The sequence below is a fragment of the Spirosoma rhododendri genome, assembly GCF_012849055.1.
Taxonomy (GTDB): Bacteria; Bacteroidota; Bacteroidia; order Cytophagales; family Spirosomataceae; genus Spirosoma; species Spirosoma rhododendri.
The window spans coordinates 2,082,477-2,097,676 of sequence record NZ_CP051677.1; the positions used below are offsets into that span (position 1 = coordinate 2,082,477).

The 15,200-nt window shown below is 50.4% G+C and carries 27 protein-coding genes and 1 pseudogene; all 28 read left to right on the forward strand.

The features are described from left to right. Nucleotides 1-180 precede the first annotated feature (180 nt). Nucleotides 181-801, forward strand: coding sequence for a 50S ribosomal protein L3 (gene rplC, locus HH216_RS08675; protein WP_169550463.1), 621 nt, complete (start codon nt 181-183; stop codon nt 799-801). A gap of 3 nt (nt 802-804) precedes the next feature. Beyond that, nucleotides 805-1,433 (forward strand): annotated as a pseudogene (rplD, locus tag HH216_RS08680) (50S ribosomal protein L4). Between the two features lie 15 nt (nt 1,434-1,448). Continuing rightward, entirely contained in the window at nt 1,449-1,736 is a 288-nt protein-coding gene (gene rplW / locus HH216_RS08685) for a 50S ribosomal protein L23 (RefSeq protein WP_169550464.1), read from the forward strand. A 29-nt stretch (nt 1,737-1,765) separates the two neighbouring features. Continuing rightward, nucleotides 1,766-2,590: a 50S ribosomal protein L2 gene (gene rplB / locus HH216_RS08690; RefSeq protein WP_169550465.1), complete on the forward strand. Its 825-nt coding sequence runs from the start codon at nt 1,766-1,768 to the stop codon at nt 2,588-2,590. An 82-nt stretch (nt 2,591-2,672) separates the two neighbouring features. Beyond that, nucleotides 2,673-2,951 carry a 30S ribosomal protein S19 gene (gene rpsS / locus HH216_RS08695; RefSeq protein WP_169550466.1) on the forward strand — a complete coding sequence of 93 codons (279 nt, stop codon included), beginning with the start codon at nt 2,673-2,675 and terminating at the stop codon, nt 2,949-2,951. Nucleotides 2,952-3,034: 83 nt separating this feature from the next. After that, nucleotides 3,035-3,427, forward strand: coding sequence for a 50S ribosomal protein L22 (rplV, locus tag HH216_RS08700; protein ID WP_169550467.1), 393 nt, complete (start codon nt 3,035-3,037; stop codon nt 3,425-3,427). A gap of 5 nt (nt 3,428-3,432) precedes the next feature. After that, nucleotides 3,433-4,308 (forward strand): 30S ribosomal protein S3, encoded by an 876-nt coding sequence (gene rpsC / locus HH216_RS08705; protein WP_169550468.1) that lies wholly within the window; start codon nt 3,433-3,435, stop codon nt 4,306-4,308. 67 nt (nt 4,309-4,375) lie between these two features. Continuing rightward, nucleotides 4,376-4,807 (forward strand): 50S ribosomal protein L16, encoded by a 432-nt coding sequence (rplP, locus tag HH216_RS08710; RefSeq protein ID WP_169550469.1) that lies wholly within the window; start codon nt 4,376-4,378, stop codon nt 4,805-4,807. Nucleotides 4,808-4,828: 21 nt separating this feature from the next. After that, nucleotides 4,829-5,014 (forward strand): 50S ribosomal protein L29, encoded by a 186-nt coding sequence (gene rpmC, locus HH216_RS08715; RefSeq protein WP_169550470.1) that lies wholly within the window; start codon nt 4,829-4,831, stop codon nt 5,012-5,014. A 158-nt stretch (nt 5,015-5,172) separates the two neighbouring features. Then, nucleotides 5,173-5,376 (forward strand): 30S ribosomal protein S17, encoded by a 204-nt coding sequence (gene rpsQ / locus HH216_RS25780; RefSeq protein WP_254448823.1) that lies wholly within the window; start codon nt 5,173-5,175, stop codon nt 5,374-5,376. A gap of 3 nt (nt 5,377-5,379) precedes the next feature. Further along, the gene (rplN, locus tag HH216_RS08725) at nt 5,380-5,748 is read left to right on the forward strand and encodes a 50S ribosomal protein L14 (protein WP_169550472.1); all 369 of its coding nucleotides are present in this window, start codon (nt 5,380-5,382) and stop codon (nt 5,746-5,748) included. A gap of 3 nt (nt 5,749-5,751) precedes the next feature. After that, nucleotides 5,752-6,114, forward strand: a complete 363-nt coding sequence (rplX, locus tag HH216_RS08730; RefSeq protein ID WP_169550473.1) for a 50S ribosomal protein L24 — start codon at nt 5,752-5,754, stop codon at nt 6,112-6,114. Nucleotides 6,115-6,127: 13 nt separating this feature from the next. Further along, on the forward strand, nt 6,128-6,685 hold the full coding sequence (rplE, locus tag HH216_RS08735; protein ID WP_169550474.1) for a 50S ribosomal protein L5: 558 nt from the start codon (nt 6,128-6,130) through the stop codon (nt 6,683-6,685). A 9-nt stretch (nt 6,686-6,694) separates the two neighbouring features. After that, nucleotides 6,695-6,964: a 30S ribosomal protein S14 gene (gene rpsN / locus HH216_RS08740; RefSeq protein WP_169550475.1), complete on the forward strand. Its 270-nt coding sequence runs from the start codon at nt 6,695-6,697 to the stop codon at nt 6,962-6,964. A 76-nt stretch (nt 6,965-7,040) separates the two neighbouring features. Next, nucleotides 7,041-7,439 (forward strand): 30S ribosomal protein S8, encoded by a 399-nt coding sequence (gene rpsH / locus HH216_RS08745; RefSeq protein ID WP_169550476.1) that lies wholly within the window; start codon nt 7,041-7,043, stop codon nt 7,437-7,439. A 13-nt stretch (nt 7,440-7,452) separates the two neighbouring features. Further along, complete coding sequence (gene rplF / locus HH216_RS08750; RefSeq protein ID WP_169550477.1) at nt 7,453-8,010, forward strand: 50S ribosomal protein L6; 558 nt, start codon at nt 7,453-7,455, stop codon at nt 8,008-8,010. A 104-nt stretch (nt 8,011-8,114) separates the two neighbouring features. Further along, nucleotides 8,115-8,465 carry a 50S ribosomal protein L18 gene (gene rplR / locus HH216_RS08755; RefSeq protein WP_169550478.1) on the forward strand — a complete coding sequence of 117 codons (351 nt, stop codon included), beginning with the start codon at nt 8,115-8,117 and terminating at the stop codon, nt 8,463-8,465. Nucleotides 8,466-8,468: 3 nt separating this feature from the next. After that, a complete protein-coding gene (gene rpsE, locus HH216_RS08760; protein ID WP_106137350.1) occupies nt 8,469-8,987 on the forward strand; it encodes a 30S ribosomal protein S5 in 519 nt (172 codons plus the stop codon). Nucleotides 8,988-9,006: 19 nt separating this feature from the next. Beyond that, nucleotides 9,007-9,186 carry a 50S ribosomal protein L30 gene (rpmD, locus tag HH216_RS08765; RefSeq protein WP_106137351.1) on the forward strand — a complete coding sequence of 60 codons (180 nt, stop codon included), beginning with the start codon at nt 9,007-9,009 and terminating at the stop codon, nt 9,184-9,186. A 96-nt stretch (nt 9,187-9,282) separates the two neighbouring features. Then, nucleotides 9,283-9,759 carry a 50S ribosomal protein L15 gene (rplO, locus tag HH216_RS08770; RefSeq protein ID WP_169550479.1) on the forward strand — a complete coding sequence of 159 codons (477 nt, stop codon included), beginning with the start codon at nt 9,283-9,285 and terminating at the stop codon, nt 9,757-9,759. A 30-nt stretch (nt 9,760-9,789) separates the two neighbouring features. Beyond that, nucleotides 9,790-11,109 (forward strand): preprotein translocase subunit SecY, encoded by a 1,320-nt coding sequence (gene secY, locus HH216_RS08775; protein ID WP_169550480.1) that lies wholly within the window; start codon nt 9,790-9,792, stop codon nt 11,107-11,109. A 6-nt stretch (nt 11,110-11,115) separates the two neighbouring features. Further along, nucleotides 11,116-11,955, forward strand: a complete 840-nt coding sequence (map, locus tag HH216_RS08780) for a type I methionyl aminopeptidase (RefSeq protein ID WP_174842705.1) — start codon at nt 11,116-11,118, stop codon at nt 11,953-11,955. A gap of 8 nt (nt 11,956-11,963) precedes the next feature. Then, nucleotides 11,964-12,182: a translation initiation factor IF-1 gene (gene infA / locus HH216_RS08785; RefSeq protein WP_018618718.1), complete on the forward strand. Its 219-nt coding sequence runs from the start codon at nt 11,964-11,966 to the stop codon at nt 12,180-12,182. A gap of 77 nt (nt 12,183-12,259) precedes the next feature. Further along, complete coding sequence (gene ykgO, locus HH216_RS08790) at nt 12,260-12,376, forward strand: type B 50S ribosomal protein L36 (protein ID WP_009284800.1); 117 nt, start codon at nt 12,260-12,262, stop codon at nt 12,374-12,376. Nucleotides 12,377-12,378: 2 nt separating this feature from the next. Further along, the gene (gene rpsM / locus HH216_RS08795) at nt 12,379-12,756 is read left to right on the forward strand and encodes a 30S ribosomal protein S13 (RefSeq protein ID WP_169550481.1); all 378 of its coding nucleotides are present in this window, start codon (nt 12,379-12,381) and stop codon (nt 12,754-12,756) included. A 97-nt stretch (nt 12,757-12,853) separates the two neighbouring features. Next, complete coding sequence (rpsK, locus tag HH216_RS08800; protein ID WP_093827728.1) at nt 12,854-13,249, forward strand: 30S ribosomal protein S11; 396 nt, start codon at nt 12,854-12,856, stop codon at nt 13,247-13,249. A gap of 98 nt (nt 13,250-13,347) precedes the next feature. Next, nucleotides 13,348-13,953 (forward strand): 30S ribosomal protein S4, encoded by a 606-nt coding sequence (gene rpsD / locus HH216_RS08805; RefSeq protein ID WP_169550482.1) that lies wholly within the window; start codon nt 13,348-13,350, stop codon nt 13,951-13,953. A 176-nt stretch (nt 13,954-14,129) separates the two neighbouring features. Continuing rightward, entirely contained in the window at nt 14,130-15,119 is a 990-nt protein-coding gene (locus HH216_RS08810) for a DNA-directed RNA polymerase subunit alpha (RefSeq protein WP_169550483.1), read from the forward strand. Nucleotides 15,120-15,200: the final 81 nt, after the last annotated feature.

The following is a 15,200-nucleotide window of genomic DNA, read 5'->3' on the forward strand; positions in this document are numbered from 1 at the left end:
AGTTGCGTCGCTGAAGGTCAGGTGCATCGCGCCCGACCTTTTTTTATGTTGTTTTTGGGCCTGACTGCTAGATAGATATAGGATTCGTCCAGTAGAATGTCTACTTTTGCGGCCCGATTCGGAAGGTCCGATGCGGGAATTTAATACCATTTTTCACCTGCTTACTTTAAACAAACACAAATGTCTGGTTTAATTGGCAAGAAAATCGGGATGACCAGCGTGTACAATGCGGACGGGCAGGCTCTGGCATGTACAGTGATTGAAACGGGTCCCTGTGTCGTCACCCAGGTCCGTAGCGTCGAGAAAGACGGCTACGCGGCTGTGCAACTGGGTTTTGGCGAGAAGAAAGAAAAGCACACCAACAAGCCGGAGATGGGCCACTTCAAGAAAGCTGGTACCACGCCGAAGCGGAAACTCGTTGAATTCAAAGAATTCACGCAAGAGTTCACCCTTGGCGATACCCTAACGGCCGCTGACGTATTTGGTGAAGGCGACTTCGTCGATGTAGTCGGAACGGCGAAAGGTCGCGGTTTCCAGGGCGTTGTGAAACGTCACGGATTTGGTGGTGTTGGCGGTCAGACGCACGGTCAGCATAACCGGGGTCGCCACCCAGGTTCGATTGGTGCCTGCTCGTTCCCTTCACGCGTCTTCAAAGGGCTGCGTATGGCCGGCCGTATGGGCGGTAACCGTGTGAAAGTGCAAAACCTGCGCGTTCTGCGTGTCATGTCTGAGCAAAACCTGCTCGTTGTTAGTGGTTCGATTCCAGGAGCCAAAAATTCATTCGTTATCATCGAGAAATAGGCCATGGACGTAATCGTATATAACAGCAAAGGCGTCGACACAGGCAAGAAGGTCACGCTGCCCGAAGATGTATTCGGTATCGAGCCGAATAAGCACGCGATTTATCTCGACGTGAAGCAGTACCTGGCCAATCAGCGTCAGGGTACACACAAAGCGAAAGAGCGTGCTGAAAACGCCCACTCGACCCGCAAACTGAAGAAGCAAAAAGGTACGGGCGGTGCTCGGGCCGGTAGTGCTAAATCGCCTGTATTCGTTGGCGGTGGTACCATCTTCGGACCTCGCCCCGCGATTATAGCTTCAAGCTGAACAAGAAAGTGAAGTCGCTGGCTCGTAAGTCGGCATTCGCTGTAAAAGCACAGGCTGAGAAGATTTCAGTTATCGATTCGATCGCACTGGAAGCACCCCGCACGAAAGATTACATTCAGTTTCTGAACGATCTGAACCTGACGGGCCGCAAAACGCTGCTCATCCTGCCCGACCTCGACGCTAACGTCGTACTGTCGAGCCGGAACGTACAGAAAGCTAAGGTGACCACAGCTGCGCAGGTTAATACCTACGATCTGATGAACGCTGACCAACTGCTGATCAGCGAAGCAGCGCTGTCAACTATTCAAACGCTGTTTAACCAGTAGTCTCGACCAAAGAACATGAACATACTGAAACGCCCGATCGTCACGGAGAAGATGACGGACCTGAACAAGCAGGGAAAGTATGCTTTTGAGGTCGACAAGAAAGCCAACAAAATCGAGATCGGTAAAGCGATCGAGAAAATGTATAGTGTAAATGTGACGTCGGTGAACACGATGCGGGTTTACGGTAAAAACCGCAGCAAGAACATCAACGGACGCGTTGTGACGGGTAAGACCCCAACCACCAAGAAAGCAATTGTTACGGTGGCAGAAGGCGAAGTAATCGACATTTACGCTGACCTGTAAACCGGGCATTGCCCTACATTTAAACAGTCATGGGAGTTAAAAAACTAAGACCAATAACGCCGAGTACACGCTTCCGCGTGGCACCCGACTTTGCGGAAATAACCACCTCCAAGCCGGAAAAAAGCCTGCTGGAGCCCCTGAAGAGAACCGGTGGCCGGAACAACGAAGGTCACCGCACTATGCGCTACATTGGTGGAGGACATAAGCGGCACTACCGCATTATCGACTTCAAGCGCGACAAAGTCGGCCAACCTGCCGAAGTTTTGACTGTAGAATACGATCCAAACCGTTCGGCCCGCATCTCGTTGGTGCAGTACCCCGACGGCGAAAAGCGGTATATCATTGCTCCGCAGGGTATCACTGTTGGTCAGAAAGTGCAGTCAGGCGAAGGCTCGACGCCAGACGTTGGTAACGCAATGCCGCTGAGCACAATGCCTATCGGTACGATCGTTCACAACATTGAGCTGACACCTGGTAAAGGTGGCGCAATGGCTCGGTCGGCTGGTACGTACGCACAACTGGTTGGTCGTGAAGACAAGTACGCTATCCTGCGTATGCCGTCAGGCGAAACCCGCCGGGTATTGAGCACATGCATGGCTACGGTTGGTTCGGTATCGAACCCCGACCACATGAACGTTGTCGTTGGTAAGGCTGGTCGTAATCGCTGGTTGGGTCGCCGTCCGCGCGTCCGGGCTGTAGTGATGAACCCTGTCGATCACCCGATGGGTGGTGGCGAAGGCCGGGCTTCGGGTGGACACCCCCGTTCACGGAATGGCCAGTTCGCTAAAGGTCAGAAGACCCGCAAGAAGAACAAGGCTTCTGAAAGCATGATTATCAGCCGACGCAAAAAATAAAATGGTTAAAAGTTTAACGGTTAAAGTGTAGTGTTCACCGCAACAACCTAAACCCTAAACTTTAAACCTTGAACCAACAACAATGGCACGTTCACTAAAAAAAGGCCCATATATCGACTTCCGCCTGGACAACAAGGTTCAGACGCAGAATGACTCGGGCCGCAAATCGGTTATCAAAACCTGGTCGCGTCGGTCCATGATTTCGCCGGATTTCGTAGGCCACACCTTTGCTGTTCACAACGGGAACAAGTTTATCCCTGTGTATGTGACGGAGAACATGGTAGGTCACAAACTGGGTGAATTTTCTCCCACGCGTAACTTCCGGGGGCACACTGCCAAGAAAGACAAGGGCAAACGATAAATCAGTCTGAAGTTTGAGGTCCAAAGTTTAAAGTTGAAATGACTTAAACCTCAAACCTTAAACATCAAACTTCAAACTCAAAGATGGAAGCAGTAGCAAAACTTAAAGATGTGCCCACGTCGCCCCGTAAGATGCGGTTGATCGCTGACCTCATTCGTGGTCAGCGCGTAAGCCGGGCGCTGGGTATTCTGAAATTTCAGCCGCAGGCTGGCGCAGCTACACTACAGAAAGTGTTGTTGTCGGCGGTGGCTAACTGGCAGCAGAAAAACGCTGATGAGCGTATTGAAGATGCTGACCTGTACGTAAAAACGATCTTCGTTGATGGCGGTCCAATGCTGAAGCGGCTTCGTCCGGCTCCGCAGGGTCGTGGTCACCGGATTCGGAAGCGGTCGAACCACATTACGATCGTGATCGATAGCACAGTACAAGGTGCTGTTGAATCGGCTGAAGCAACTACCTCAGAAAACGAACAATAAGAGAAATGGGACAAAAAATTAATCCAGTTGGCCTGCGACTCGGTATTGTTCGGGGCTGGGAATCGAGCTGGTACGGTGGTAAAGAGTTTGCGGACAAACTCGTTGAAGACGAAAAAATCCGTAAGTACATCGCAGCCCGTATTCCGAAAGGAGCTATCGCCCGTGTTGTTATCGAACGGACGCTGAAGCGGGTAACGCTGACCATTCACACGGCCCGTCCGGGTATTGTGATTGGTAAAGGCGGTGGTGAGGTCGACAAGATCAAAGAAGAGCTGAAGAAGATCACGGGCAAAGACGTCCAGATCAACATCTTCGAGATTAAACGTCCTGAGATCGATGCCAAGCTGGTTGGTGAAGCAATTGCTCAGCAGCTACAGGCTCGTATTTCGTTCCGTCGTGCCATGAAGCAGGCCATTCAGTCGGCCATGCGGGTTGGCGCACAGGGTATCAAAGTAAAGGTATCGGGTCGTCTGGGCGGTGCTGAAATTGCCCGGTCGGAGCAGTACAAAGAGGGTCGTGTTCCCCTGCACACACTCCGTGCTGACATCGATTACGCTATTTCGGAAGCCCAAACGGTATACGGTAAAATCGGCATTAAGGTGTGGATTTTCAAAGGCGAAGTCTACGGCAAGCGTGACCTGTCACCAGCCGCTATGATGAGCCAGGCGCAAGCTAACGAGCGTTCTGCTGGTCCGGCTGACCGTGGTGATCGTCGTGGCCCACGTGGCGACCGCGATGGTAACGATCGTGGTGGTCGTAACGACCGTGGCGGCAACAACCGTGGCGGTGGCCAGGGCGGCAATCGCGGTGGTGGTCAAGGCGGTAACAACCGTGGCGGTGGTCAGGGTGGCAACCGTGGCGGTGGCGGTCCAAGACGATAAACGAGTTTACAGTTCACTGTATACACGATAGACAACTGAACTGTAAACTGTAAACCTTTTAGCAGAAATGTTACAGCCAAAAAGAACTAAGTTCCGCAAGATGCAGAAAGGCCGGATTCCCGGTATCGCATCGCGTGGTCATGAAATAGCCTTCGGTACCTTCGGCATTAAATCGCTGGAGCCCGGCCGCATCACCGCTCGTCAGATAGAAGCTGCTCGTATCTCGGTAACCCGTGCTATGAAGCGTGAAGGTCAGGTCTGGATTCGGATTTTCCCCGATAAGCCAATCACCAAGAAGCCGGCTGAAGTACGGATGGGTAAAGGTAAAGGTGCTCCCGAGTATTGGGTGGCCGTCGTGAAACCCGGCACGATCATGTTTGAAGCAACGGGTGTTGATCTGGCTACAGGTATGGAAGCGCTGCGGCTAGCTGCTCAGAAGCTGCCGGTACGGACCAAGTTTGTCGTCCGTCGTGATTACCAGGAGCAGGTTCAGGAATAGTAGCCTAAAGCGACAAACAAGATGAAAAAAGAAGATTTGACAGGATTAACAGCTGAGCAGCTACGGACAGAACTCAATGCTGAGCAGGATCGTCTGCTGAAATTGAAGTTCGCGCACGCAGTATCTCCTATCGAGAATCCAATGCGTATCCGTGAGAGCCGGAAACGGGTTGCTCGTCTGAATACGGAACTGACCGCTAAATCCTAATTACGAAAGACATGGAAGAGCAACAATCAGCCACTCCGCAGCCAGAAGAGCAAGCGCCAGTAGCCGCAGCACAGCCTCAGGCTACCCCTGCTGCAACTACAGACACGGCGGAGCGTAATAACCGCAAAGAACGCATCGGCCGGGTAACCAGCAACAAGATGCAGAAAACGATCACTGTCGTTATTGAGCGAAAAGTGAAGCATCCTCTGTACGGTAAGTTTCAAAACAAAACGAAGAAACTGACCGCTCACGATGAGAACAACGAGTGTGGTATCGGCGACACTGTTCGCATCATGGAAACCCGTCCGTTGAGCAAGAACAAGCGTTGGCGTTTAGTCGAAGTCATCGAAAAAGCGAAGTAAGCCATGGTACAGCAAGAATCAAGATTAGGAGTTGCCGATAACAGTGGCGCGAAAGAAGTGCTGGTTATCCGCGTTCTCGGCGGTACGGGCAAACGCTATGCATCGGTCGGTGATAAGATCGTTGTAACGGTGAAGCAGGCTCTGTCGTCCAGCAACATGAAGAAGGGTACGGTATCGAAAGCCGTAGTCGTTCGTACGAAGAAGGAAATACGCCGGAAAGACGGTTCGTATATCCGCTTTGAAGATAACGCTGCCGTTCTGCTCAACAATAACGATGAGCCACGGGGTACCCGGATTTTCGGACCCGTAGCCCGTGAGTTGCGCGAGAAGCAGTTTATGAAAATTGTATCGTTAGCCCCAGAGGTACTGTAAACGATGGAAAAGAAAGTAACGCTTCCGAAACATAAATTCCACATTCAGGCGGGCGATACCGTTGTTGTCATTGGTGGGAACTCAAAAGGGTTGCGCGGTGTCGTGAAAGAAGTAATTGTGGAAAAAGATCGTGCTCGTGTTGAGGGCGTTGCCATGATTACGAAGCACATGAAGCCCACGGCTTCGAATCCGCAAGGTAGTCTGGTAAAAACCGAAGGTTCGGTGCACATCAGCAATCTGATGGTGATTGATCCGGCTACCGGAGAGCCAACTCGCACTGGTCGTAAAGTAAACGAAAAGGGTAAACTGCAACGCTTCTCGAAGAAGACGGGCAACTTTATCCCGGACGCTTACCGCAAACAATAAAAGGTCTATAGAAATGGCAACGCCAAGACTGAAAGAGAAATATTTGAATGAGGTTGTTCCTCAGTTAAAAGACAAATTCCAGTACAAGTCGATCATGCAAGTGCCTCGACTGAGCAAAATTGTCATCAACAAAGGTATCGGAGCCGCTGTAGCTGACAAGAAGCTTGTCGATGTAGGTGTTGAAGAGCTGACGACCATCACGGGTCAGAAGGCTGTTCCCACGATGTCGAAGAAAGCCGTGTCGAACTTCAAACTTCGGGAGAAGATGCCGATCGGTGCGAAAGTTACGTTGCGTGGCGAGCGCATGTTTGAATTCCTTGATCGTCTGACGACGGTGGCTCTGCCCCGCGTTCGTGACTTCAAAGGCATCAGCGACAAAGGGTTTGACGGTCGTGGTAACTACACGTTCGGCGTGCAGGAGCAGATCATCTTCCCGGAAATCAGCATTGACAAAGTAGCGCGTATTTCGGGCATGGACATTACGTTCGTAACTACGGCCAATACCGATAACGAGAGTTACGAACTGTTGAAAGCAATGGGTATGCCGTTCACAAAAGGCGGCAAACAATAAGAAACCGACATGGCAAAAGAATCAATAAAAGCGCGGGAACGGAAACGTGAAGCACTGGTAGCTAAATACGCTGGCAAGCGGGCTGCCCTGAAAGCTGCCGGTGACTACATCGGTTTGGACAAACTGCCTAAGAATGCGTCGCCTGTCCGGCTGCACAACCGTTGCAAACTGACGGGTCGCCCACGGGGATACATGCGTAAGTTTGGTATCTCACGGGTAACGTTCCGGGAAATGGCATCGGCTGGTAAGATTCCTGGTGTAACCAAGGCAAGCTGGTAACCGTAGTTCTCACAAGCAACAATTCAGTTTCCGTAATTTTGCGAACCAACGGTTTGTAAGTAACGCAACGCTCAGAATGAATACAGATCCAATAGCAGACTACCTGACCCGCGTCAGAAACGCTATCCGGGCTAAGCACCGGGTAGTGGAGATTCCTGCTTCGAACATAAAGAAAGAGATTACGAAGGTGCTCTATGAAAAAGGGTACATTCAGAACTACAAGTTCGACGACAGCACCCCACAAGGCAGCATCAAAATCGCCCTGAAATACAACCCGACCACTAAGCAGTCGGCTATTGTTGATCTTCAGCGTGTAAGCCGTCCGGGTCTTCGTCAGTACCGTGGTGCCGATCACCTGCCCCGTATCTTCAACGGCCTGGGTGTAGCGATCATTTCGACCTCGAAAGGCGTAATGACCGACAAGGAAGCGAAAACGCTGAACGTAGGTGGTGAAGTACTGTGTTACGTCTATTAATCTGAACTGAACAATGTCACGCATAGGTAAGAAACCAATTTCTCTGCCAAGCAACGTTACGCTGTCGGTCGATGATCAGAACGTAGTAACGGTGAAAGGCCCGAAGGGTACGCTGACTCAGCTGGTTGACCGGGATATCTCGGTAGCCGTTGAAGACGGAACCATTCAGGTATCGCGCCCAACAGAGCAGAAGCGTCACAAAGCGATGCACGGTCTGTACCGTTCGCTGGTGAACAACATGGTAACGGGCGTAAGCGAAGGCTTCAAACTGAACCTCGAAATCGTCGGTGTAGGTTACAAGGCGTCGGTTACCAACAATGTGCTGGAACTGCAACTTGGCTACTCGCACAACGTATATGTAGCGGTTCCTGAGGAAATCAAAGTAACGGCTGTAACGGAGAAAGGTCAGAACCCGAAGGTATACCTTGAAGGTTCGGACAAGCAACTGATCGGCGACGTAGCCGCTAAGATTCGTTCGCTCCGTAAAGTTGAGCCTTACAAAGGCAAAGGTATCCGGTTCGTCGGTGAAGAAATTCGTCGGAAAGCTGGTAAGTCTTCGTCAAAGAAATAAAGAGTCGGTAGTTTGTGTGCTCTGGTTTACTGTAATGAGAAGACTACGAGACACAAACTACAAACCACGAATCAAAATCGCCTATTTGGTCGGAATCAAATAACATGGCAACGAAACTAGAAAGAAGAACGCGGATCAAATTTGGTATCCGTGCTAAAGTGTCAGGTACGGCTGAACGCCCCCGCCTGTCGGTTTTCCGTTCGAACACCGCAATTTATGCGCAGCTTATCGACGACGAAGCGGGTAACACCCTTGCTTCAGCCTCGTCGATTGAACTGAAGAGTGAAGTAGAAGGCAACAACGTTGAAACCGCGAAGAAAGTGGGTCAGCGTCTGGCTGAGAAAGCTGTTGCTCAGAACATCAGTTCTATCGTGTTCGACCGCAACGGGTATCTCTATCACGGTAAAGTTAAAGCACTGGCCGATGCAGCCCGCGAGGGTGGCCTTAAGTTCTAAGCGATGAATACGAACGCAGCAAGACCTACAAAATATAACGAAGCCGACCTGAAGGAAAAGGTGGTAGCCATCAACCGCGTTGCTAAAGTGGTAAAAGGTGGTCGCCGGTTTAGCTTCTCGGCTATCGTAGTCGTTGGCGACGGTAACGGTGTAGTTGGCTATGGCCTAGGTAAAGCCAACGAAGTTACCGATGCGATCGCAAAGGGAGTTGAAGACGCAAAAAAGAATCTGGTTCAGATCCCTTTGTTGAAGCGGACAGTCCCCCATGAGATGGAAGGTAAATTCAGCGGTGGCTTCGTCCTGCTGAAACCAGCTGCTCCGGGTACTGGCCTGATCGCTGGTGGAGCTATGCGTGCCGTGCTGGAATCAGCTGGTGTGCACGACATCCTAGCGAAATCGAAAGGTTCGTCGAACCCGCACAACGTGGTAAAAGCTACGCTTGATGCCCTGCTGAAAATGCGTCTGCCTCACCAGGTAGCTTTCCAGCGTCAGGTAAGCGTGGCCAAAGTGTTCAACGGTTAATTTAACAGGTAACAAAGACATGGCACGAGTACGCATTACGCAGGTCAGCAGCACGATCAAGCGGCCGCAGACCCAGAAAAACGCGATCAAGTCGCTTGGCCTGGGTAAAATCAACCGGAGTGTTGAACGTGAGTTGAATGATTCACTAAAAGGCACGCTCACCAAGGTACAACACTTGGTGAAGATTGAAGAAATTTAAGTACCTTTGCGATTCTTTTGGTTTTGCAGGTTCAGTACGCGCCAAGCGTAGATGCACCGAGAGCCAAAAGAATCATCTTTTTTATTAACAACTCCAATGAATCTAAGCAACCTTAGACCGGCAAAAGGTTCCGTCAAAGAGCGCAAGCGAGTCGGACGCGGACAAGGCTCGGGGATGGGCGGTACGTCTACCCGTGGTCACAAAGGAGCGCAGTCGCGCTCAGGTTACAGCCGTAAAACCCACTTTGAAGGCGGTCAGATGCCACTTCAGCGTCGGGTACCGAAGTTCGGCTTCAAGAACATCAACCGCGTCGAGTACAAGCCTCTGAACCTGGATTCGATCCAGACGCTAGTTAGTGAAACAAATGCTACCGTAGTAGACCTGAACTTCCTGATGGAGCACGGTCTGGTAGCAAAGAACGACCTTGTGAAGATTCTTAGCCGTGGCGAGATCACGTCAGCTGTAGAAATTCACGCACATGCCTTCTCAGCCAGCGCAAAAGACGCTATTGAGAAAGCGGGCGGCAAGGTAGTGGTACCTGTTAAAGAAGCTAAAGAGGAAGCCGCGAACTAGTTGTGAGGGCGGCATAAGCCGTTGAATCGTATGAACCGACTGATCAGTACGTTTAAGAATATTTTTGCAATTGACGAGTTGCGGAGTCGAATCCTCAACACGCTGTTGTTTATAACGGCGTTTCGTCTCGGTTCTGCTATTGTTCTGCCTGGTGTCGACCCTAGCAAACTAAACCTGAATCCGCAAGGGCTGCTTGGTCTGCTTGATACATTCCTGGGCGGAGCATTCAGTAAAGCGTCGATTTTCGCACTCGGCATTATGCCGTACATCTCGGCGTCAATTGCTATTCAGCTGCTAACGCTGGCACTGCCATACTTCCAGAAGATGCAGAAGGAAGGAGAGTCGGGGCGCAAGCGGTTGAATCAGATAACCCGGGTGCTGACAATTGTAGTCACTGCGGTACAGGCACTGACGTACGTGCGGACGACAATTCCTCAGGATGCGCTGTTTATCGATCGTGGCTTGTTCACCATTTCGTCGCTGTTCATTCTGACGTCAGGTACAATCTTTTGTATGTGGTTGGGTGAGCGGATCACCGATAAGGGCATCGGCAATGGTATTTCGATGATCATCATGATCGGTATCGTGTCCCGACTTCCAGGTGCCATAATTGGTGAGCAACAGTCGCGCGGCACGGCCGGTCTGCTGATTTTTGTGCTGGAAATGGTCGCCCTGTATTTTGTTATCATGGGTGCCGTTGTTCTGACACAGGCCGTTCGCCGGATTCCGATTCAGTATGCGAAGCAGGTGATTGGAAATAAAGTCGTGGGTGGACAACGTCAATACCTGCCGTTGAAGCTAAACGCGGCTGGTGTAATGCCGATCATCTTTGCGCAGGCGCTGATGTTTATTCCCGGATACGTGGCCCAGCTTTTCGCGGAAAAGAGCGACTTCGCTGCCGGTGTTCAGAATGCATTCAGCAGCTACACGTCGTGGCAGTATAACATTCTGTTCGCAGTACTAATCATTGTGTTCACGTTCTTCTACACAGCTATCTCAGTCAACCCGACGCAGATCGCTGATGACATGAAGCGTAGCGGTGGTTTCATTCCCGGTGTAAAGCCTGGTTTTCAAACATCGGAATACATTGGTACGGTACTCGATCGGATTACGTTGCCCGGCGCTATCATGCTGGCTATTGTAGCCATCCTACCAGCGATTGCCAACTTGCTTGGTATGACGAGTGGCTTTGCTCAGTTTTTCGGTGGTACATCGCTGCTGATCATGGTGGGTGTAGTGCTCGACACGCTGCAACAGGTAGAGAGTTATTTGCTTATGCGTCGTTACGAAGGGCTGATGAAGTCTGGTCGTGTACAGGGACGTGCTAATGAGACGGCTGCTGTCGCCTGATGAATTATGGCCGGTTCGGACAAAAAAGATAAAGTGATTTATATCAGAACCGATGAGGAAATCGAACTGATAAAAATCAGCGCTCGAGTCTTGGGAAAAGCACATGCCGAAGTAGCCAAGCTCATTCGGCCAGGTGTGACGACCAAGGAACTTGACAAGGTTGCCGAAACGTTCATTAAGGATAACGGCGGCTCGCCATCGTTCCTCGGGTACAATAAATTTCCGGCTTCGCTGTGTATATCGGTAAACGATGTTGTTGTGCACGGTATTCCTGGTCGCTACGAACTGAAGGACGGGGATATTATCACGATTGACGGCGGAGTAAAACTGAACGGTTTTCACAGTGATAGTGCTTACACTTATCCGGTAGGAAACGTTTCTGCTGCAACGCGACGGCTGCTTTCCCGAACAAAAGAATCCCTGTACGCTGGTATAGAAAAAGCGATAGAGGGGAACCGAGTCGGCGACATTGGCTACGCTGTGCAGACTTACGCTGAGAAATTTGGGTATTCAGTTGTCCGCGAGCTTGTCGGTCATGGTGTAGGTCAAAACTTGCACGAAGCACCGGAAGTGCCTAACTATGGTAAGAGGGGACAAGGACCTAAGCTGCACGAAGGTATGATTCTGGCCATTGAGCCGATGGTCAACTTTGGTAAGAAAGGCATCATTCAGGAACGTGACGGGTGGACAATTCGGACCGTCGATCGGAAACCTTCGGCGCATTTTGAACACACAGTTGCGGTTCGGAAAGGCAAAGCGGAAATACTAACCACGTTCGAGTACATCGAATCGGTGACAGCCAACACGAGTCTCATGGTTGATACTCAGGAAATGATGGCAGCCTAAAAGCAAACATGGCAAAGCAGAATTCAATTGAGCAGGATGGTATAATCTTAGAAGCATTATCGAATGCAATGTTCCGGGTCGAACTGGCAAACAAGCACGAGGTAATTGCTCATATCTCCGGAAAGATGAGGATGAACTACATCAAAATTCTACCCGGAGATCGCGTGAAACTGGAGATGTCGCCTTACGATCTTAGTAAGGCGCGGATTGTGTACCGGTACAAATAACGGCTTGCGGTTCGTAGTTTATAGTTCTCGGTTTAGAACTACGAACGACAAACCACGAACTACAAACTATTTCAACCATGAAAGTTAAAGCGTCAATCAAGAAGCGCAGCGAAGACTGCATCGTGATCCGTCGGAAAGGGAAGCTGTACGTGATCAACAAAAAGAATCCCCGTTACAAACAAAGACAAGGCTAAGCATGGCACGTATTGCAGGTGTTGATATTCCGGATAAAAAGCGTGGAGAGATCGCGCTGACGTACATCTTCGGCATAGGTCGGAGCCGGGCGAAGAAGATTCTGGTTGACGCTGGTATCAGCGTAGACAAGAAGGCTAGTGAATGGACCGACGAAGAAGCGAGTGCTGTTCGTAACACGATTACGAATGAGTACAAAGTAGAAGGTCAGCTCCGGTCGGAAGTACAGCTGAGCATCAAGCGTCTGATGGATATCGGTTGCTACCGTGGTCTGCGTCACCGTAAGGGCCTACCGGTTCGTGGTCAGCACACTAAAAACAACTCGCGTACTCGTAAGGGTAAGCGGAAGACAGTTGCTAACAAGAAGAAAGTAACGAAATAATTAATCGGTCGCTCATTGTCATCAGGAGTATTTGCCGCCGTCTGTTCAGACTGCATGTAATACAGACCAGTGACTCACTGACGATTACCTACTTACAATGGCACAGGCAAAACGCAAAGACAAAGCGAAAAAACGGGTGGTAGTTGTCGAGCCCGTCGGTCAGGTTCACATCCGGGCTACGTTCAACAACATCATCATTTCGATTACCAACATGAACGGTCAGGTTATTTCCTGGGCTTCGGCTGGTAAAATGGGCTTCCGCGGTTCGAAGAAGAACACCCCGTATGCAGCACAAACCGCAGCGTCGAACTGCGCAGCTGTTGCTCACGATCTGGGTATGCGGAAAGCAGAGGTATTCGTGAAAGGTCCAGGATCGGGTCGTGAATCGGCCATCCGTACCATTCAGAACTCAGGTATTGAAGTGACCACGATCCGTGATATCACGCCACTACCGCACAACGGCTGCCGCCCTCCAAAGCGCCGTCGTGTATAACGATACTGCCGGGCAACCGGTAGCTTTTTTTATGAATAAGGACAGGCGACATTTGGTTGTGTCTGTCCGATGTTTCACACTTATTCATTCCGTCAAGAATGGCACGTTACACAGGCCCTAAGGCCAGAATATCGCGTAAGTTCGGCGAGCCCGTTATGGGACCGAGCAAGGCGATGCAAAAAAAGAACTACGGTCCCGGTATGCATGGCCGTGGACGTAAGCGCAAGCAATCTGAATATGCGCTGCAACTGATTGAAAAGCAGAAAGTAAAATACACCTACGGTATTCTGGAGCGTCAGTTCCGGGCACTGTTTCACCGGGCTCAGGTTCGTGAAGGCATCACAGGTGAGAATCTGCTGAAACTATGTGAAGCCCGCCTGGACAACACGGTTTACCGGCTGGGTATCGCTACTTCGCGCCGGGCTGCCCGTCAGCTGGTTGCACACAAGCACATCATCGTTGATGGTGAAGTAGTAAACATCCCTTCTTATTCGCTTAAGCCCGGTCAACTGATTGGCGTACGCGAGAAATCGAAATCGCTCGAAGCTGTTTCTACCAGTTTGTCGGCTCGTAACCCCCGCCGGTACAATTGGGTAGAGTGGGACGGTCAGCAAATGACTGGCAAGTTCATCAGCTATCCTGAGCGCGATCAGATTCCTGAGAATTTCAACGAGCAGGCTATCGTCGAATTGTATTCGAAGTAAGCTGATGGCAGAACCAACCTGGTTCTGCTGTTTATATATACATACGGTTTACAGACATTCGACCTGCGGTAGTATCCACGATCAACATGGGCGAGTGCCGTAAGGCGAGTAATCTGAAAACTCATTTTTGAGTCTTCACGCAAGGCAGAGAACTGCTGTAAAACAATACGAAACGTATGTCAATTTTAGCGTTCCAAATGCCCGACAAGGTCGTCGTGGAGAAAGCCGACGACTTTCACGGAGTGTTTGAATTCAAACCCCTTGAGAAAGGATACGGTGTAACGATTGGCAACGCGCTACGGCGCATTTTGCTGTCGTCGCTGGAAGGTTACGCTATCACAAGCGTAAAATTTCCAGGCGTACTGCACGAGTTTTCGTCAATTGAGGGTGTTGTTGAAGACGTGACGGAGATTATCCTGAACCTGAAAATGGTTCGGTTTAAGAAAATCTCGGACATGGTTGACAACAAAATCACGGTCAGCATCAAGAAGCAATCGGTGCTGAAAGCGGGCGATATATCGAAGTTTTCGCCTTCGTTCGAAGTGTTGAATCCAGATATGGAAATTTGCCATATCGACGACACACTCGATCTGGAGATGGAAATTTTTGTGGAAAAAGGTCGGGGCTATGTTCCTGCCGATGAACCACGCGTTAACGAACTGCCGTTTGGTCACATCCCCATCGATGCCATCTACACGCCAATCAAAAACGTGAAGTACAGCGTCGAGAACACGCGGGTTGAGCAGAAAACGGACTATGAGCGGCTGTTACTCGACATCGAAACGGACGGGTCAATCCATCCGGAAGAAGCGTTGAAAGGAGCGGCTTACATTCTGATTCAGCACTTCATGCTGTTCTCAGATCAGACGATGACGTTTGAAACGGCCAAGCCGGAAGAAGAAAACGTTGTTGATGAGGAAGTGCTGCACATGCGCAAGCTGCTGAAAACGTCATTGGCGGATCTGGACCTGTCGGTTCGGGCTTACAACTGTCTGAAGTCGGCCGACGTACGTACGTTGGGCGATCTGGTACGGTTGGAGATCTCCGACATGATGAAGTTCCGCAACTTCGGTAAGAAGTCATTGACGGAGCTTGAGCAACTAGTGGCCGAAAAGAACCTGACGTTCGGCATGGATGTGGCTAAATACAGACTAGACGAAGATTAAGCCGGTTTACGGTATTTGGTTTACGGTTTCGAGTCGATGACTACCGTAAACTGTGAACCGAAAACCGTAAACCTCACAAAA